At 49.1% G+C, this 18,586-nt stretch carries 17 protein-coding genes and 1 riboswitch; of the genes, 7 read left to right on the forward strand and 10 right to left on the reverse strand.

The features are described 5' to 3' along the window. Positions 1-100 precede the first annotated feature (100 nt). Both HA050_RS07670 and HA050_RS07675 read right to left on the reverse strand, forming a co-directional pair. A complete protein-coding gene (locus HA050_RS07670) occupies positions 101-424 on the reverse strand; it encodes a rhodanese-like domain-containing protein (protein ID WP_166824183.1) in 324 nt (107 codons plus the stop codon). Positions 425-613: 189 nt separating this feature from the next. Then, entirely contained in the window at positions 614-1,267 is a 654-nt protein-coding gene (locus HA050_RS07675) for a protein-L-isoaspartate O-methyltransferase family protein (protein ID WP_166824186.1), read from the reverse strand. Between the two features lie 253 nt (positions 1,268-1,520). Further along, positions 1,521-1,618: riboswitch (TPP riboswitch) on the forward strand. 33 nt (positions 1,619-1,651) lie between these two features. Between HA050_RS07675 and thiC the strand changes: the two genes are divergently transcribed. From thiC to HA050_RS07690, 3 genes are all read left to right on the forward strand, one after another. Next, complete coding sequence (thiC, locus tag HA050_RS07680; protein WP_166824189.1) at positions 1,652-3,577, forward strand: phosphomethylpyrimidine synthase ThiC; 1,926 nt, start codon at positions 1,652-1,654, stop codon at positions 3,575-3,577. A gap of 139 nt (positions 3,578-3,716) precedes the next feature. Beyond that, positions 3,717-4,184 (forward strand): DMT family transporter, encoded by a 468-nt coding sequence (locus HA050_RS07685; RefSeq protein WP_166824192.1) that lies wholly within the window; start codon positions 3,717-3,719, stop codon positions 4,182-4,184. 94 nt (positions 4,185-4,278) lie between these two features. After that, positions 4,279-4,626, forward strand: a complete 348-nt coding sequence (locus tag HA050_RS07690; RefSeq protein WP_099396396.1) for a DUF4870 domain-containing protein — start codon at positions 4,279-4,281, stop codon at positions 4,624-4,626. Between the two features lie 194 nt (positions 4,627-4,820). Here the strand turns inward: HA050_RS07690 and dnaJ are convergent, their stop codons facing one another. Then, complete coding sequence (gene dnaJ / locus HA050_RS07695) at positions 4,821-5,948, reverse strand: molecular chaperone DnaJ (protein WP_099396449.1); 1,128 nt, start codon at positions 5,946-5,948, stop codon at positions 4,821-4,823. A 177-nt stretch (positions 5,949-6,125) separates the two neighbouring features. Between dnaJ and HA050_RS07700 the strand changes: the two genes are divergently transcribed. Next, positions 6,126-7,757: a methyl-accepting chemotaxis protein gene (locus tag HA050_RS07700; RefSeq protein ID WP_166824195.1), complete on the forward strand. Its 1,632-nt coding sequence runs from the start codon at positions 6,126-6,128 to the stop codon at positions 7,755-7,757. A 98-nt stretch (positions 7,758-7,855) separates the two neighbouring features. On the opposite strand, the gene dnaK is transcribed toward HA050_RS07700, so the two are convergent. The 5 genes from dnaK to grpE (HA050_RS07725) all read right to left on the reverse strand — a co-directional run bounded on the left by dnaK (position 7,856) and on the right by grpE (HA050_RS07725) (position 10,803). Then, positions 7,856-9,787: a molecular chaperone DnaK gene (gene dnaK / locus HA050_RS07705; RefSeq protein WP_099396394.1), complete on the reverse strand. Its 1,932-nt coding sequence runs from the start codon at positions 9,785-9,787 to the stop codon at positions 7,856-7,858. Between the two features lie 131 nt (positions 9,788-9,918). After that, on the reverse strand, positions 9,919-10,035 hold the full coding sequence (gene grpE, locus HA050_RS07710; protein ID WP_166824198.1) for a nucleotide exchange factor GrpE: 117 nt from the start codon (positions 10,033-10,035) through the stop codon (positions 9,919-9,921). Next, the gene (gene grpE, locus HA050_RS07715) at positions 10,035-10,151 is read right to left on the reverse strand and encodes a nucleotide exchange factor GrpE (protein WP_205836338.1); all 117 of its coding nucleotides are present in this window, start codon (positions 10,149-10,151) and stop codon (positions 10,035-10,037) included. Before grpE (HA050_RS07715) ends, grpE (HA050_RS07710) begins: the two co-directional genes overlap by 1 nt. Then, positions 10,151-10,267: a nucleotide exchange factor GrpE gene (gene grpE / locus HA050_RS07720; protein ID WP_205836339.1), complete on the reverse strand. Its 117-nt coding sequence runs from the start codon at positions 10,265-10,267 to the stop codon at positions 10,151-10,153. The genes grpE (HA050_RS07715) and grpE (HA050_RS07720) overlap by 1 nt, the downstream gene beginning before the upstream one ends. Continuing rightward, positions 10,267-10,803 (reverse strand): nucleotide exchange factor GrpE, encoded by a 537-nt coding sequence (grpE, locus tag HA050_RS07725; protein WP_115229514.1) that lies wholly within the window; start codon positions 10,801-10,803, stop codon positions 10,267-10,269. Before grpE (HA050_RS07725) ends, grpE (HA050_RS07720) begins: the two co-directional genes overlap by 1 nt. 550 nt (positions 10,804-11,353) lie before the next feature. On the opposite strand from grpE (HA050_RS07725), the gene aceA reads away from it, so the two are divergent. The 3 genes from aceA (at position 11,354) to HA050_RS07740 (ending at position 16,205) form a co-directional block, all read left to right on the forward strand. Further along, on the forward strand, positions 11,354-12,634 hold the full coding sequence (gene aceA / locus HA050_RS07730) for an isocitrate lyase (protein WP_166824201.1): 1,281 nt from the start codon (positions 11,354-11,356) through the stop codon (positions 12,632-12,634). 230 nt (positions 12,635-12,864) lie between these two features. Then, positions 12,865-14,451, forward strand: coding sequence for a malate synthase A (aceB, locus tag HA050_RS07735; protein WP_166824204.1), 1,587 nt, complete (start codon positions 12,865-12,867; stop codon positions 14,449-14,451). A 296-nt stretch (positions 14,452-14,747) separates the two neighbouring features. Further along, positions 14,748-16,205, forward strand: a complete 1,458-nt coding sequence (locus HA050_RS07740; RefSeq protein WP_166824207.1) for an adenosine deaminase family protein — start codon at positions 14,748-14,750, stop codon at positions 16,203-16,205. A 59-nt stretch (positions 16,206-16,264) separates the two neighbouring features. On the opposite strand, the gene HA050_RS07745 is transcribed toward HA050_RS07740, so the two are convergent. Continuing rightward, the gene (locus HA050_RS07745; protein WP_166824209.1) at positions 16,265-17,611 is read right to left on the reverse strand and encodes a YdgA family protein; all 1,347 of its coding nucleotides are present in this window, start codon (positions 17,609-17,611) and stop codon (positions 16,265-16,267) included. 58 nt (positions 17,612-17,669) lie between these two features. Beyond that, a complete protein-coding gene (gene ribB / locus HA050_RS07750; RefSeq protein WP_099396386.1) occupies positions 17,670-18,317 on the reverse strand; it encodes a 3,4-dihydroxy-2-butanone-4-phosphate synthase in 648 nt (215 codons plus the stop codon). Positions 18,318-18,586: the final 269 nt, after the last annotated feature.

Below are 18,586 nucleotides of genomic sequence, written 5' to 3' on the forward strand. Positions count from 1 at the left end.
ACGTACTCTATGGAAGCCATTGAGACTTAAAAACAATTCATATGACATATATAAAATTGTTTTTACGCCTTTATTCTCATTCTGTTTCAGTTAACGCGTATTAATATTTTGCCATTGCTAAATCAACTTCCTCTGCCCAGCGCGCAATTCCGCCATTTAAATTAATGACATTCGCAAAGCCCTGGCGCTCCAGAAAGGAAGCCACCTGATAACTGCGCATGCCATGATGGCAAATCACCACAATCGTTGCGTCTTCATCTAATTCAGCAAAACGGTGGGGAATAGTATTCATAGGAATAAGCTGGCTATTTGCAATATTGCAAATCTCATACTCACCCGTTTCACGCACATCAAGCAAAATGGGGCTCTCACGCTCTGCGTCGTTCAGCCATTGAGATAATTCAATCGGATTAATCTGTTGCATTAGAAGCCCTGGTAGCAAAATAACAAAATCATTATCCCAAGCACACAGAGCCGCAGCCCGGCTTAAATCACAGAGAAAAGCATTTAATCAATGCTTTTCTCTGCGCTTTTAGTATGTAAGCAAAGGTTTTTTAACGCCCTCATTCAGGGCAGCAAAAAACAGGCTGGGCTTGTTGCGGTTATGGCGTTTTTAAAATGCAAACGTGGTTTTTTCAACTGCATTTTTTAAGCGTGGCAAATTGTATTCAAACAATTTTGTGGTTCCAAAACTGCCCTTATCCACACAGCTTACCAGCGTAGCCGACATAATCGGCAACTCGCCCACCACCGCAATCAAACGCCCGCCCACAGCCAGCTGATCTTTCAGGCTGGCTGGCACTTCAGCCAAAGAGCCGGTCACAATAATGGCATTAAACGGGCCTTGAGCCTGGGCTGCAGCAAGTGCATCGCCTTGCGTCACCGTTACGTTTTTAATCCCGGCCGCCGCAAGATTAGCGCGGGCAGTCTCCGTCAGCGCAGCATCAATTTCTACGCCATAAACGTGTGAAACCAGGCCCGCGGCCAAGGCCATCAGGTAGCCTGTACCCGCGCCAACCACCAGCACTTTATCGCTCGGCTGAGGATCAATATCCTGCAGCAGCTTGGCTTCCATTTTTGGCGCCAGCATTTGTGCGCCATTGGCCAGTGGCAGCTCGATGTCTACAAAAGCCAGCTCTTTTTTATCTGCGGGCACAAACTCTTCGCGCTTAACCGCCAACACACGGTTAAGCACCTTTTGATCCAGCACATCCCATGGGCGGATTTGCTGTTCTACTAATAAATAACGCGCGTTTTCCCAATCCATTTTTATTACCTCAAAGCGAGCTGGGAGTAAGCCCAGCGTTTGAAAATTTTGGCAATTATCCCACAGACCAAGCCCAGTGTGCTTATAGCGTAAAGAACAGCGCCATTCCCCCGCAGCTTTAGTCGGAGTAAGGCGAGGGAAGCCAGCCTCCCCGCCAGCGCCTCCACAGAACCCGACAACCTTGATACAAATCAGCCCGCTATCATCTTAAATTTGCTGTTTCCGCCGTTTTTCGATACCGTCTAGGCTGATTTTTTATCGCTAGGGGTTCTGCGCCAATCGCGCGGATGAGAGATACCCTCTGAACCTGATTCGGTTAATACCGGCGTAGGGAAGCGAGCTAGATACTTCGTTTAGCTCACCCGCGCCTTTGTGGAGTAGAGCATGAACGCAAAAGCCCAATTTTTAGCATCCACCGCCGTCGTTGACGACGCAGCCATCCAGCCGCTCCCCAATTCACGCAAAATTTATGTCACCGGCTCCCGCGATGATATTCGCGTTCCTATGCGTGAAATCAGCCAGGCCGATACGCCTCTGCAAATGAGTATCAGTGGCGCAACAGAAAAAAACCCACCCATCTTTGTTTACGACTGCTCCGGCCCTTATTCCGACCCGGAAGCAAAAATCGATGTGCGTAAAGGCCTGCAAGCCATTCGTAGCGCATGGATTGAAGAGCGGGATGACACCGAGCTGCTCAGCGAGCTCACCAGCGAATATGGCCGCATGCGTGAAGCCGATACCAAGCTGGATGAACTGCGCTTCGAACTAAAACGTCAGCCGCGTAAAGCCAAGCCAGGCAGCAACGTCAGCCAGATGCATTACGCCCGTAAAGGCATCATCACGCCAGAAATGGAATACGTGGCCATCCGCGAAAACATGAACCGCGCCGCATATCTGCAAAGCCTGCGTGACAGCAGCCCAACTGGTGAAAAAATGCTGGCCATGATGAATCGTCAGCACCAAGGCCAGAACTACGGCGCAGTGATGCCAGACGAAATTACGCCCGAATTTGTACGCAGCGAAATCGCCTGTGGCCGCGCCATTATTCCGAACAACATCAACCACCCTGAATCCGAGCCCATGATTATTGGCCGGAACTTTCTGGTTAAGATCAACGGCAATATCGGCAACTCCGCCGTCAGCTCCAGCATCAGCGAAGAAGTAGAAAAAATGACCTGGGGTATTCGCTGGGGTGCAGACACCATCATGGATCTGTCCACCGGCAAGAATATCCACGAAACCCGCGAGTGGATTTTACGCAACAGCCCGGTGCCAATTGGCACCGTACCTATCTATCAGGCACTGGAAAAAGTAAACGGCAAGGCCGAAGACCTGACTTGGGAAATCTTCAAAGACACGCTGATCGAGCAAGCCGAGCAAGGCGTGGATTACTTCACCATCCATGCCGGCGTATTGCTGCGCTACGTACCAATGACAGCCGGCCGCATGACCGGCATTGTCAGCCGTGGCGGCTCGATTATGGCCAAATGGTGTCTGGCACATCATAAAGAAAACTTCCTTTACACCCACTTTGCCGACATCTGCGAAATCATGAAAGCCTACGATGTGGCCTTCAGCCTGGGCGATGGCCTGCGCCCTGGCTCGATCTGGGATGCCAATGATGAAGCGCAGCTGGGCGAGCTGAAAACACTGGGTGAGCTCACCCAGATTGCCTGGCAGCACGATGTACAAGTGATGATCGAAGGCCCGGGCCATGTGCCTATGCAATTGATTAAAGAAAATATGGATAAGGAGCTGGAATGGTGCCATGAAGCGCCGTTCTACACCCTCGGGCCACTGACCACCGATATCGCCCCTGGCTATGATCACATCACCTCAGCCATTGGCGCGGCACAAATTGGCTGGTACGGCACCGCCATGCTTTGCTATGTGACGCCTAAAGAGCACCTGGGCCTGCCCAATAAAGACGATGTGAAAGAAGGCATCATTACTTATAAGCTGGCAGCCCACGCAGCGGATCTGGCCAAGGGCCACCCGGGCGCGCAGATTCGCGACAACGCGCTATCCAAAGCACGCTTTGAGTTCCGCTGGGAAGACCAGTTTAATCTGGGTCTGGACCCAGACCGCGCCCGCTCTTTCCACGACGAAACCATGCCTAAAGACAGCGGTAAAGTGGCGCACTTCTGCTCCATGTGCGGCCCGCACTTCTGCTCGATGAAAATCACCCAGGATGTGCGCGAGTTCGCAGCCCAGCAGGGCGTGGCCGAATCAGAAGCAAATCAGATCGGCATGCAAACCAAGTCAATTGAATTTATCAAGAAGGGAGCCGAGGTTTATCACAAGGCTTAATTAAATACGCAGGAGGAGTGGGGAGTAAGGGAGCCGGAAAATCAAACCAACCGCGCGCTCCAAATCCTCACTCTTTACGCCCGCCCTTACTCAGAAAATATGCTAGTCTCATCCGCCTTACTCCTTACTCACAATTCCCATGCAGCTTCCTTACTTCATCCTCGCCCTCATCATTGGCCTGATCGTGCCACTGCAGTCTGCCGTTAATAATCAGCTCAAGGGAGTGATTGGTGGCAGCACACTGCTGGCGGCTTTGTTGTCTTTTTCGATTGGCACACTGACCCTGGCTTTGATTGCTTTACTCAGCGGGCAAAAATGGGCGGGGCTGGCTAATTTGGGGAATGCATCGTGGTGGATGCTGACTGGCGGGCTGATGGGGGCGCTGTTTGTTTTTGGTACCACCTTGCTTGCGCCCAAAATTGGCGTAGCGGCGATGGTATCTTTAATTATCAGCGGCCAAATTATTGCTTCGCTCTTATTCGATCGCTTTGGCATTTTGGGCTTGCCTGTGCGGGAGATTGGCGGCCTGCGGATTTTGGGTGCGGTCCTGATTGCAGCAGGGGTTTTACTGGTTAATTTTGGGCCGATGCTCACAAAGCGCATGTAAAAATTACGCCTTAACGACATCGTCATACGAGATTCTTGCTCTTATCTTATAAAGCCACCTAGAATGGGCATCCCCTTTAAGCGAGAGAACCAAGATGGATGAAAGCCAATTCCCTGTAAAAACCAGCAATTCGGATTCCAACACCATTGCGATCCTCACCTGGATTGGCACCATTTTCTTTGGTTTTATCCCCGCGCTGGTGGTTTACCTGATTAAAAAAGAAGACCCTTATGTGCAGGATCACGCCAAGGAAGCGCTCAACTGGTCGATTACCGTTATGATTGGCTATGCCATTTCATGGGTACTGATGCTGATTCTGGTTGGCTTTCTGACTGCTTTTGCACTGGGTATTGCCAATTTGGTGTTTTGCATTATTGCCGCCGTCAGTGCCAGCAGGGGCGACACTTACCGCCTGCCTTTTGCGATTCGTCTGATTAAATAAATAAGCCTGAATCCTGAACCACGGACGCGCTGAGCACACCCGGAGCAATAATCCGTTTTTCCTCAGTCTTTGATGTGTTTTGCGGGGCGCTGTTTAATACTGCAGATAAAAAAAGAGCGATGGCTTAGCCATCGCTATTTTTTTGCCGATACAAGCAAGCGCTTACTCCTGATCAGAGCAAGGCTTGCTTAGGCTTATGAAGCGAAAAAGTCTTTTACTTTATCCATAAACGATTTAGCACGTGGGTTGTGCTTGTCTGAATCGCCCTGGCTGATTTCTTCAAATTCTTTCAACAGCTCTTTCTGACGCGAAGTCAGCTTAACTGGCGTTTCCAGAATCACGTGGCACATTAAATCGCCGGTGATCGCACTGCGTACGCCTTTAATCCCCTTGCTGCGCAGGCGGAATTGCTGGCCGCTTTGCGTTTCTGGCGGAATAGTAATACGTGCTTTGCCATCCAGAGTAGGGATTTCAATCTCGCCGCCCAGTGCCGCTACGGTAAAGCTGATTGGCATTTCGCAGTGCAGATCATTGCCATCGCGCTGGAATACCGAGTGCGCTTTAACATGAATCACCACATACAGATCACCTGAAGGGCCACCATTCACACCGGCTTCGCCCTCGCCACTTAAGCGGATACGATCGCCTTCGTCCACACCGGAAGGAATCTTCACTGCCAGCGTTTTATGCGTGTTCACGCGGCCCGTGCCGTTACAAGGGCGGCATGGATCAGGGATATATTTGCCGCTGCCGTGGCAGGTTGGGCAAGTTTGTTGCAGGCTGAAAAAGCCTTGTGAAACGCGAACCTGGCCGTGACCGCCGCAGGTGTGGCAAGTCTTAGCCTGCGTGCCTGCTTTGGCACCGCTGCCATGGCAGCTGCTGCATTCTTCATGCGATGGAATCTTGATCTGGCGCTCTACACCGCGCGCGGCTTCTTCAAGGCTGATTTCCAGGTTGTAACGTAAATCAGCGCCACGGTAGACGTTTGAACGCCCGCCACGGCCACCGCCACCTGCCGCGCCAAAGATATCGCCAAAAATGTCAGAAAAGGCATCACCAAAGCCTGCACCGCCACCACCGCCCATACCTGACTGCTGATCAAGGCCAGCATGGCCGTATTGATCATAAGCAGCGCGTTTTTGCGCATCAGATAAGACTTCGTAAGCTTCTTTGCCTTCCTTGAATTTTTCTTCCGCATCTTTGCTGTCCGGATTACGGTCCGGATGATATTTCATTGCCAGTTTGCGATACGCTTTTTTAATTTCGTCATCACCCGCATCGCGGTTCACACCCAGCGTATCGTAAAAATCTTTTTTAGCCATCTTTTTAATCCTGCACAGGAGGCCGCGCCCCACGAATTCATCAACGGATTGCACATTGGGGCGAAGTATTCAATCTACAAGCCCCCCGCTCTTCTTTATGAGATTTCACTTGTACATAGGTCCTTATCACCCTATGAATAAGTCAGTACTCTTACATCCGCTTTAAAAAGGCATGTCATGAATATCCTGAATCAATTTTCAATAGGCGGCAGGTTACTTGCTGGTTTCTTGTCCTGTGCGCTTATTACCTTAATTTTAGGCGTACTTGGCTTTCAGAGTGCGGCATCCATGCAAGCACTTACTGCGGATATGCACGACAATCAGCTTGTACCCGTTATGGATTTAGCGAATGCCAATATGCAGGCGATTTATCATCACCGGGGCTTATATGCATTTGTAGGAGAGCCAGATGATAATAAAATGGCCAAAATCGCAGAAGATATGAAAGCCCATGAAAGCAAGCTAAAAGAATTGCTGGATAAATACAGAGCCACCTCTTTAACCCCGCCTGAAGCTGAGCTTCTCAAAAAAGTTGACGATCTGTGGCCACGCTATTTAGAAGCCACCAAACCCGCAATGGCCGCAGGAAAAGCCAATGATTTCAAGCTTGGCGCAGAGCTGATGTCCACCTCAGTAGCAGCCGCATTTCAACCTTATGACGATGCACTCAGTGCGCTGGTCGACCTGAATAAAAAAATATCAGATGAGTCCATGGTCATCAGCAATCAGGAGCTGGCGGCAACCAAAACCAAATCCACACTTCTTACCCTGATTGCCGTTGTACTGGCGATCGCCCTGGGTATTATCCTGACAAGAAGCATCACCACGCCCATCAGCCATGTACGCCTGTCTTTAGAAAGAATCCGTGAAGGCAATTTAAGCGAGCACATTGATGTAGAAGGCAAAGACGAGCTGGCGGCCATGCAGGCCGATCTGTTAAAAATGCAAGCCGATCTGAAAGCTACCATTCAGAGCATTAATAACAACTGTACCGAGCTGGTCAGTATGTCTGATCTGCTGGCCAGTGCCTCGCAGCAAGTGGCCATCAGCTCGCAAACCCAATCAGAATCTGCATCCTCATCGGCTGCCGGAGTGGAAGAGCTGACGGTCAGCATAGACAGCGTTTCGGCCAGCGCCAGCGAAGCCAATCAGCAGGCCCATGATGCCGGGATGCTGGCTAATTCCGGCAGCGAAGAAGTCAAAAAATCGAATTCACTGATTGATAATGTTTTAGAAAACGTCAACAGCACCGGCACGCAGATTGCCAGCCTGGAGCAAAGCTCTACCCATATTGGCAATATCGCCACAGTAATTAAAGACGTGGCCGATCAAACCAATCTGCTGGCCTTAAACGCCGCTATCGAGGCCGCCCGGGCAGGGGAACAAGGCCGCGGCTTTGCCGTAGTAGCCGATGAAGTTCGTAAACTGGCTGAGCGCACCACCAGCTCGGCGCAAGAAATCACCGGCATGATCCAGACCATCCAGCAAGGCACGCGTGCTGCAGTCAGCGGCATGCAATCCAGCCAGCAAAGCGTAAGCCAGGTTTCTACTGCATCAGAGCAAACCAATGCAGTCATGGAGCAGATCAAAGCGGGCTCTTTTAAAGTGCAAACTTCAATTAATGATATTGCTTCAGCGCTTTCGCAACAACGCTCAGTCAGCACCGAGCTGGCACAAAATGTAGAGCGGATTGCACAAATGGCCGAAGAAAACCGTGCCGCAGTAGAAGAAGTCGCCAATTCTTCGAATAACTTAGTTCAGGTTGCCAACGCCCTGAAACTATCCATCAGCCGGTTTAAGCTGGCATGAATCCTCGTTAGAGAAAAGATCTGCGGCGTTTTACGTTCACAGACGCAAAAAAACAGGCCCGCATCAGCGGGCCTGTTTTTTATTTAAATAAGCCTGGCTTATTTATCTTTTACTTCTGTGAATTCAGCATCAACGACATTGCCGTCATCTTTCTTAGCATCCGCTTCCGCACCTGCGGCCGCGCCTGCTGCTGCACCTTCAGGTTGCTGAGCGTACATTTGCTCAGCTAATTTGTGCGATGCTTCAGTCAGCGTTGCTGTTGCAGCTTCAATTTTTTCTTTATCGTCTGCGTGATCTTTCAGCACCAGCTCAACTTCGGCCATAGCGGCTTCGATCTTCGCTTTTTCGTCTGCGCCAATCTTGTCGCCAAATTCAGCCAGGGATTTTTTCACTGAGTGAACCATGCCGTCAGCCTGGTTGCGTGCGCCTACCAGTTCAGACAATTTCTTGTCTTCTTCAGCATTCATTTCTGCATCGCGCACCATTGCTTCGATTTCAGCTTCAGACAAACCGCTGGAAGCCTGGATGGTAATGCGTGCTTCTTTACCGCTGGCCTTGTCTTTAGCGCCTACGTGCAGAATACCGTTCGCATCGATATCAAATGTTACTTCAACTTGTGGCACGCCACGCGGAGCAGCCGGGATATCACCCAGGTTAAACTGGCCCAGGCTCTTATTTGCCGAAGCGCGTTCACGCTCACCTTGCAGTACATGGATGGTTACGGCTGTCTGGTTATCTTCTGCGGTAGAGAACACTTGCGATGCCTTGGTAGGAATCGTGGTGTTTTTCTTGATCAGCTTAGTCAGAATGCCGCCCATGGTTTCAATACCCAGGGACAACGGTGTTACGTCCAGCAGCAATACGTCAGTACGATCACCCGACAATACCGAACCTTGCAATGCAGCACCTACAGCAACCGCTTCATCCGGATTCACATCACGGCGAGCTTCTTTACCGAAGAAGTCTTTAACTTTATCTTGCACCATTGGCATCCGGGTCTGACCGCCAACCAGGATGATGTCATCGATATCAGTAATTTTCAGGCCAGCGTCTTGCAGGGCAATACGGCAAGGCTCAATAGTGCGTGCAACTAAGTCCTCTACCAGGCTTTCGTACTTAGCGCGGGTAATTTTTTGCGTTAAGTGCTTAGGACCTGTTGCATCCATAGTCACGTATGGCAGGTTGATTTCAGTTTGTGTGGTGGAAGACAACTCGATCTTCGCTTTTTCTGCCGCTTCTTTCAGGCGTTGCAGAGCCATCACATCCTGCTTCAGATTGATACCAGTGTCTTTTTTGAATTCGTCGATGATGTAATCGATGATGCGCTGGTCGAAGTCTTCACCGCCGAGGAATGTATCGCCGTTGGTTGCCAGTACTTCAAATTGCTTGTCGCCATCTACATCAGCAATTTCAATGATAGAAACGTCGAATGTACCGCCACCCAAGTCGTATACAACGATCTTGCTGTCGCCTTTTTCTTTCTTATCCATACCAAAGGCCAGCGCAGCAGCAGTTGGCTCATTGATAATGCGTTTTACGTCCAGACCAGCAATACGGCCAGCGTCTTTAGTAGCCTGACGTTGTGCGTCGTTAAAGTAAGCCGGAACAGTCACAACGGCTTCGGTTACTTCTTCGCCGAGGTAATCTTCAGCGGTTTTTTTCATTTTGCGCAGTACTTCTGCGGAGATTTGCGGTGGCGCCATTTTTTTGTCGCGAACCGAGATCCATGCGTCGCCATTGTCGGCTTTAACGATGGAGAAAGGCATCAGGTCGATGTCTTTTTGTACTTCTTTATCTTCAAACTTGCGGCCGATCAGGCGTTTTACCGCGTACAAAGTGTTTTTTGGGTTTGTTACAGCCTGGCGCTTAGCCGGCGCACCAACCAGAATCTCACCATCTTCCTGGTAAGCAATAATGGAAGGCGTTGTACGTGTACCTTCTGCGTTTTCGATCACCTTAGGCTGACCGTTTTCAAATACGGCCACACAAGAATTTGTTGTACCTAAGTCAATACCAATCATCTTTGCCATTTTTAGTTTTTCCTTGTCTTCGCTTGCCCTCAGGCAGCGGTAAATTAACAACCATGTTCACAAAGTGGGGATGCGCTAAGCATTTTCAAGAGGACATTTTTTAAATCCTCCCCCACCTCAAAACGTATTTCTTACTTTGCTGCTGCAACCATCACCATTGCCGGGCGAATCACATGGCCAGCCAGCTCGCAGCCTTTTTGCATCACTTGCACGACTGTATTGGCCTCTGCGATTGCCAGTTGCACCATTACTTCGCTGCTGCAACCATCACCATTGCCGGGCGAATCACACGGCCAGCCAGCTCGTAGCCTTTTTGCATCACTTGCACGACTGTATTGGCCTCTGCGATTGCCAGTTGCACCATTACTTCGCTGCTGCAACCATCACCATTGCCGGGCGAATCACACGGCCAGCCAGCTCGCAGCCTTTTTGCATCACTTGCACGACTGTATTGGCCTCTGCGATTGCCAGTTGCACCATTACTTCGCTGCTGCAACCATCACCATTGCCGGGCGAATCACACGACCAGCCAGCTCGTAGCCTTTTTGCATCACTTGCACGACTGTATTGGCCTCTGCATCACTTGGCACCATTGAAATAGCCTGGTGCTTATGCGGATCCAGCTTATCGCCCATCGGGTTGATTTCTGTAAGCTGCGATTTTTCAAATGCCGCAGTCAGCTGTCTTAAAGTGAGCTCAACACCGTTTTTCAGTGCTTCAACTTCACCAGTCTGATCAGCCAGCGCCATTTCCAGTGAATCTTTTACTGCCAACAGCTCAATCGCAAATTTCTCAACCGCAAATTTGCGGGCTTTGTCGACTTCTTCAAGAGAGCGGCGGCGATTATTTTCTGCTTCTGCCTTGGCATAGAGCACGTCTTGACGGGCTTTTTCAATATCTGCAGTTGCAGCGGCCAATTGCGCTTCCAGCGAATTTTCAGTGCTTTCGACAACAGCTTCAGCAGCCTCGGCGGCGGCATCTAAATTGGTCTGCTCTTGTACGTTTTCGTTACTCATCAGGAACTCCAGTCAAAACTTATTTCAAACATGCAAGGGCAGATGGGGTTATCGCCGTGCATTTCAAGTGCATCGCAACAAGCCGGAGCCAAACTTCTGCAGGCGAAACCCAGCTCAAGCCAGTGCCGGCTGTTTTTTTAGTTAAAAACAAAGCAACTTAATCCGCATCCAAGCGCCTGCCCTTAGCAGATGTATCAATAAATACAATTTTTTTTATAGATTTTTTCTTAAAGCAAGCCGCATAACTGGCCATGTAGCTGACAGAAAAAATTTTATAAAAAACTACATTTTTTGATCGAAATGATACTTTATGCCATTAAAACAGTTGTTTAAAGCAACAAAAGCACAGCAAGCATTTATCTTGGTTTTCAAATACTTAATTACCATCGGTTGACTAAATACTTACTGAAAAAAAAGTACATGAAAGCCCCAATATGTAGTCAATTATTACTGACTACAATCGAATGGTGCACTGCAAAATAACTCTGCAACACGGCCATAAAATGCTTTACTTAAACATGCAGCCCATCACCCTTCAGGGAGTATTGTTATGAGTACAAAGGAACAAAAGATCGCCGCCATCCAGCAAGACTGGGACACCAATCCACGCTGGAAAGGCATCACCCGCCCTTATACAGCCGCAGACGTTGAACGCCTGCGTGGCAATGTGCAGGTTGAGCACACACTGGCCCGCCGTGGCGCAGAAAAACTTTGGTCTTTGGTGAACGAAACCCCTTATGTGCATGCGCTGGGCGCCTTAACCGGCAACCAGGCAATGCAGCAAATTAAAGCAGGCCTGAAAGCCATCTACCTTTCTGGCTGGCAAGTTGCCGCAGATGCAAACATCGCAGGTGAAATGTACCCGGACCAATCGCTTTACCCAGCGAACTCGGTTCCACTGGTGGTGCGCCGCATCAATAACGCGCTGACCCGCGCCGACCAGATCAATCACGCCGAGGGGGACGACAGCATCGATTTCTTTGCTCCGATCGTAGCTGATGCAGAAGCAGGCTTTGGCGGCGTATTGAACGCCCACGAGCTGATGAAATCCATGATCGAAGCCGGTGCCGCCGGTGTTCACTTTGAAGACCAGCTGGCCTCGGTTAAAAAATGCGGCCATATGGGCGGCAAAGTATTAGTGCCAACACGTGAAGCGGTAGAAAAACTGGTTGCAGCGCGTTTTGCTGCCGACATCATGGGCGTGCCAACACTGATCGTAGCGCGTACCGATGCCGAAGCCGCTGATTTGCTGACTTCCGATGTGGATGCCAACGACAAGCCATTCTGCACTGGTGAGCGCACACCAGAAGGCTTCTACAAAACCACACCGGGCCTTGAGCAAGCGATCAGCCGTGGCCTTGCCTACGCGCCTTATGCTGATTTGGTATGGTGTGAAACCGGCAAACCAGATTTAGAATACGCCCGCAAATTTGCAGCTGCAATTCATGCCCAGTTCCCGGGTAAATTGCTGGCTTATAACTGCTCGCCATCGTTTAACTGGAAGAAAAACCTGGATGACGCAACCATCGCTACCTTCCAGGCTGAGCTGGGCAAGATGGGTTACAAATTCCAGTTTATTACCCTGGCTGGTTTCCACGCGCTGAACTACGGCATGTTTAACCTGGCCCACGGCTACGCCCGCCGCGGCATGAGCGCCTTTGTTGAGCTGCAGGAAGCTGAATTTGCAGCTGCAGAACGTGGCTTTACAGCAGTGAAACATCAGCGTGAAGTGGGTACAGGCTACTTTGATTCGGTTACGCAGGTAATCCAGCAAGGCCAGTCTTCCACCACCGCGCTGAAAGGCTCGACCGAAGAAGAACAGTTCCACTAAGACTCAAAACCCAAGTCTTAAAACACGGAGATCAATCCTCAGGGTGGTTAGGCCAGAAAATGCACTCAAGTAGAAGTGGGGCTGTATCCTGGCCGTCACCCACCTCAGAGCCATGGTGGGTGACGGCCGAAACAGATCAGCGCCCTGAACATCAAAGAGCGGCCTGACCCACCCTGCGAAAATTCTGTGTTTCAAGGTTTGGGTTTCCCCCTAATGCTAAGGGATAAACCATGACAACCACGCTTGCAGGTATTCGGGTTCTCGGCCATATCAGCCCTGCTTTTGCCCCTATTCTTACCCCCGATGCACTGGCTTTTTTAGCCGAGCTGCATCGCAGCTTCGAGCCGCGCCGCCGCGAGCTGATGGCTGCCCGCATTGAGCGCCAGGCACGGCTGGATGCCGGTGAAGTGCCTGATTTTCTGCCCGAAACCCAGCATATCCGCGATGGCAACTGGAGCATTGCGCCCCTGCCCGCAGATTTACTCGACCGCCGCACCGAAATCACCGGCCCGGTAGAGCGCAAGATGATGATTAATGCGCTTAATTCCGGCGCTAAATCGTTTATGGCCGATTTTGAAGATTCCAATACGCCAACATGGGAAAACCAGATCGAAGGCCAGATCAATGTAAAAGACGCCTATCGCAAAGAGCTGTCATTTACTTCGCCTGAAGGCAAGCAATACACATTAAATAATGAAATATCCACGCTGATTCTGCGCCCGCGTGGCTGGCATCTGATGGAAAAACACGTTGAAGTCGACGGCGAAATCATCGCTGGTTCCTTATTTGATTTTGGCCTTGCCGTTTTTCACAACCTGAAATACCGCCTAAGCCAGGGCACATCGTGTTATTTCTATCTGCCCAAAATGGAATCGCATCTAGAAGCCCGCCTCTGGAACGATGTCTTTACCTGGGCAGAGGCTGAGCTGGCCGCACCGCATGGCTGCATCAAGGGCACGGTACTGATCGAAACCATCCTCGCCGCTTTTGAAATGGACGAAATCCTTTACGAGCTAAAGGAACACTCCGCAGGCCTGAATGCCGGGCGCTGGGATTACATCTTCAGTTGTATTAAGAAATTTCGCGTTAACACCGATTTTTGCCTGGCCAATCGCAGCTTAATCACCATGACCGTGCCGTTTATGCGCGCTTATTCACTGCTGCTGATTAAAACCTGCCATCACCGCAATGCTCCGGCAATGGGCGGCATGAGCGCGGTGATTCCCATCAAGAACGACGAAGCGGCCAATGAAAAAGCCATGCAGCAAGTTCGCGCGGATAAAGAGCGCGATGCGACGGATGGCTACGATGGTGGCTGGGTGGCTCACCCTGGCCTCGTGGCCATTGCACAGGCCGCTTGGGATGCGGTTCTGGGCGAGAAGCCCAATCAAATCAGCAAGCAACGCCCGGATGTCAGCGTGGCAAGCAGTGATTTACTGAACTTCCAGCCTGAAGCGCCAATTACCGAAGCCGGTTTACGCGGCAATATCAGCGTAGGCGTGCAATATCTGGCCGCATGGATTTCCGGCCTTGGCTGCGTGCCGATTCATAATCTGATGGAAGACGCGGCCACGGCCGAAATCAGCCGCTCGCAAATCTGGCAATGGATCAGATCCCCCAAGGGCGTGCTGGACGATGGCCGCAAAGTCAGTAAAGAGCTGTTCCGCCAGTGGCTGCCAGAAGAAGTGGCCAAAATCCACACTACCGGCCGCTTTAGCAGCACGCTGGACGAGGCTGCACTGATGTTTGACGAGCTGACCACCAGCGGGGATTTTGTCGAATTCCTGACTTTACCAGGCTACGACAGGCTGAAATAAGAGTCAGTATTTTATAAAGAGCCCGCTTCAAAGGGTGTGCAAGCAGCGGCACACCCTGACTCCCCCTGTTTAATCAAACATATTCTTCTTTTATTGCTTATTCGCAAAGATCAAAAAATAATTTAAGCATTAAATAGATAATTGCCTTTTTTACAGCATTAATTTATTGCTGCCAATTTATATATACCATTAAGCAACGCCCCAATTTAAAAAAATGCAAGCGCCCTAACACCTTATTCATTTATTCTTTTATTGCAGCCTATAATTTGGCATTACACTCATAAAAGATGATAAAGATGAAAACCAAACTACTTGCACTCTGTCTGCTTGCCATCGGGACTGGCCACGCAAAAGATATTAATAATAACTACACACAAACCAGGCAGTACTATACGCAATTAATCAGCGCCCCCACACCCAATACGGCAGAACTGGGGCTATTGATGAATATGCTGCCTAAAGGTGCAGATTTACATCACCATTATTCCGGCGCTATTTATGCTGAAACTTATCTGGAATGGGTGGGCAGGCAAAAATTTTGCATTTACAGCGAAGACAACGCCGCACTGAATGCACAGAAATTTCATATCAATACCAGCCCTGCTGAAGCAAGCAGTAAAATTTGTCTGAGTGCCGATGCAACGCGGCAGAACAATGCTTTCTACCGTGAATTACTGCAAAAATGGTCTGATAAAGATTTCAGTAATCACAGCCATGATCAGCCAGCGCCTGATCAGAATTTTTTTAATACCTTCTTTTATTTTATGCCGGTTGCCAGCTACGCCATGCATGAAGGCTTTCAATCTTTAAAAGAGCGTGCCCTGGCAGAAAACGTGCAATATCTGGAAACCATGGTCGATCTGGCCCCTGGCATCAGCAATAAAGAATTAGACGAAAAAATGAATCAGCTGGTGCAAAACCCTAAAGATGCTGAAGCCATTTTTGCCAGCTATGCCGATTTTATGGCTCAAGACACCGCCAGCCAGCAGCAAATCAGCGCCTATATCAAAACCATGGAAGATGCAGCCAAAGGCATAGACAGCAGCGATTTTAAATTACGCGTGCAAGCCTATGTATTGCGCAATCTGTCGCCTTCTCTGGTCTTTAGCCAAATGTATTCCGCCTTTGCCGCAGATAAAGCCAGCGATTTAATTGTGGCCGTTAATATTGTAGGGCCAGAAAATGAACACGTTGCGATGCGTGATTATGATCTGCATATGCAAATGTTTAAATTTTTTAAGAAACGCTACCCGGACAGCAAGCTCGCCCTGCACGCGGGTGAATTAGCACTTGGTATGGTTCCGCCGGAAGGGTTAAAAAATCATATTAATGATGCGGTACAAATCGCTGGCGCAAATCGTATTGGCCACGGCATTGATATTACCCACGAAAAAAATGCTGATGTACTTTTAAAGAAGCTGAAAGAAAAAGATATTGCGGTAGAAGTTAACCTCACCAGCAATGAATTTATTCTTGGGGTAAAAAACGAAGCACACCCTGTTCAGGTTTACCGCCGTCACGGTGTGCCCTTTGTAATATCCAGCGATGATCCGGGTGTATCACGCAATAATCTCAGCGGCGAATACCTGCTCTACGCCAGCCGCTATAAACCATCCTACGACGAGCTGAAAAACACCGCCATGAACAGCATTCGTTATTCATTCCTGGGCAAAGCGGAAAAAGCCACAGAAATACAGGCTCTGAAACAACGCTTTGATGAGTTTGAAGCGAAAGTTGCAAAAATGATTAAATAATCATCATCGCAAGCTAAAAAAACGGATGAGCCTGTGGCTCATCCGTTTATTAATGCTGATTAATGCATGCCAAGCAGTTCAGGCAATTCAACTATTTTTCCGTTCAGTACGATTTTTCCGTCTTTTAACTGAATTTTTGTTTTAAGTAATTTGCCATCATTTTCCAGCTTTCCATCTTCAACCCCAAGCTGAACCGAGGATTGAAACATTTCCAGCGTGGGTTCAATTGCTTCTTCTTCAGCTGATTCACGAATCATTCTTTCAGCAAAAGCATTAGGCAATTGCAGGGCAAGCATGGCGTTTACTTTATTAATCAGCTGATCCGGGTTTTCCAAATCTTCCTGTTTAATATCTTTGCTGCTTAAATCCAGCGCAATCATGCTTTCGCCTTCAGGCGTATGCAGTTTAATATTCTGCTTCATAGAAGGGTTTTTCTTCAGAATATCCATCAGCAAGGCTTGCATTGCTTTAGCTTGTGATTTCCCATCGAAATTACACTGCAATATGCCTTTTTTCCAGCTTAACTCATTAATCCCTTTAAGTGCCTTTGGATCAATCTGGCTTACCGCTAAATTCATTTCAAATTTGCCAATATCTTTTGAGTTGAATTTAATTTTATCTGCCGTTCCCTTTCCGGAAAAATCCAGCAAGCCATTATTAAGTTTAGATTCACTATTTAACAGCAGCTGGCCCATAGAAACCTGGATATCTTTCTCTTGCTTTTTGCTGGAAACATCAAAGCCTTCAACAGTTAAAGACTCAGCCCCCGCATAAACTCCATCTGCAGCATTTTTATAGTTTCCCTTATAGCTAATAGCACCCAGCTTGAACTGGGTGACATTATTGCTTTCCTTGCCCTCTGCACCATTCACTGCAAAATCAAAATCGATGTAGCTGGCATTTTTATCGTACTTAATCAGCGAGTTAAATCCTTTCCAGTTTACATTGCCTTTTTCATCGTCAACGGTAAATGCAGGGCTGGAAATGCGGGTTTGTAAATCACCAGATAAACTGACTTTGGTATTAATTTCCAAAGGCTCTTTACCTTTAAATACTTTAGCCAGCTCTTCCCTTGTTTTATCGCTATAAACAACTTTGGTGTTAATTTCCAAACCAAAGGGATTATGCTGAATTGTATTAATTAAAGTGATCTGCCCTGTTGCGCCATGTAATGGTGATGCTTCACCCCCATCTTCACAACCCAGCTGGTAAGTCACTTCCTCTGTTGAAGTCCAGAACCCTTTTTTGAAATCACGTTTTACAACTTTTACAATTTTGTAGTCTTTCAGCGCATCACCTGCCTCGCTGACTTTATGATCCAGGGTGCTCCCTGCGTACCAGGTTGCTCCTGCAAAACCTGCGCCAGCCAAAACAGCAAGCGCAAGGGCTAATTTAGTTTTATTCATCTGAATACTCGCTCTGTATCAATAAAAACGGGTCAATAATAAACGGGGTAAAAACTGATTAGCCTGCCTGCTGCAGCCTGTACTCCACCAGCTCGGCAATGCTTAATACCTGCAAACCATGCTCTGATGCATATTCACTGATTTCTTCGCCACGCGCCATTGTGCCATCAGGATTCATCAATTCGCACAACACTGCCGCGGGCTGCAGCCCTGCTAAAACGGCCAGATCAACCGAGCCTTCCGTGTGCCCGCGCCGCGCCAGAACGCCGCCGGCCGTGGCACGCAGCGGAAACACATGGCCGGGGCTGGCCAGATCACCCGCTTGTGCACCGCTGGCAATCGCAGCCTTAATGGTGGTGACCCGATCGGCGGCAGATACTCCGGTTGTGACCCCATGCCGCGCTTCAATTGATACGGTAAAAGCTGTGCTGAAACGGCTTTGATTGTCAGTCACCATAGGCGGCAGCTGCAGGTGCTGCAAGGCTTCGTCGGTGAGGCAAAGGCAAACAATACCGCTGCCATCGCGAATCATTTGCGCCATGCTCCGGTCGGTGATTTTTTCTGCAGCCACAATTAAATCGGCTTCGTTTTCGCGATCGAAATCGTCCATTAATAAAACCGGGCGTCCCTGGCGCATATCAGCCAGTGCTTGTTTAAAGCGAACAGAAAAAGGAGCAAGTACAGGATTCAGAATTTCAGTAAACATAGAGAAACGCTCTCGCAAAATAGGTAGGCGAAAAACGGTTCAGGGAGTGGGACAGCCGCAGGTAAGCAGCAGCCTGATGAGCAAGACTCTTCAGCCAGTATTGAGAGGCGCTCAGCCTGAAGCACAGAATAAAACGAGCACAGCCGGGCCACAGAAAAAGCCATTGAATCTGTCGCTTCTTCTGTAAAACGCGGTGTTCTCAGTATTTTCTGCTGTGCAGGATTTTGCTCACTCAGTACTTAAGCCGAAGCAGCCTGAACATCAGTTGC

Origin of the sequence: Iodobacter violaceini, assembly GCF_011601265.1 — a bacterium.
GTDB lineage: Bacteria > Pseudomonadota > Gammaproteobacteria > Burkholderiales > Chitinibacteraceae > Iodobacter > Iodobacter violaceini.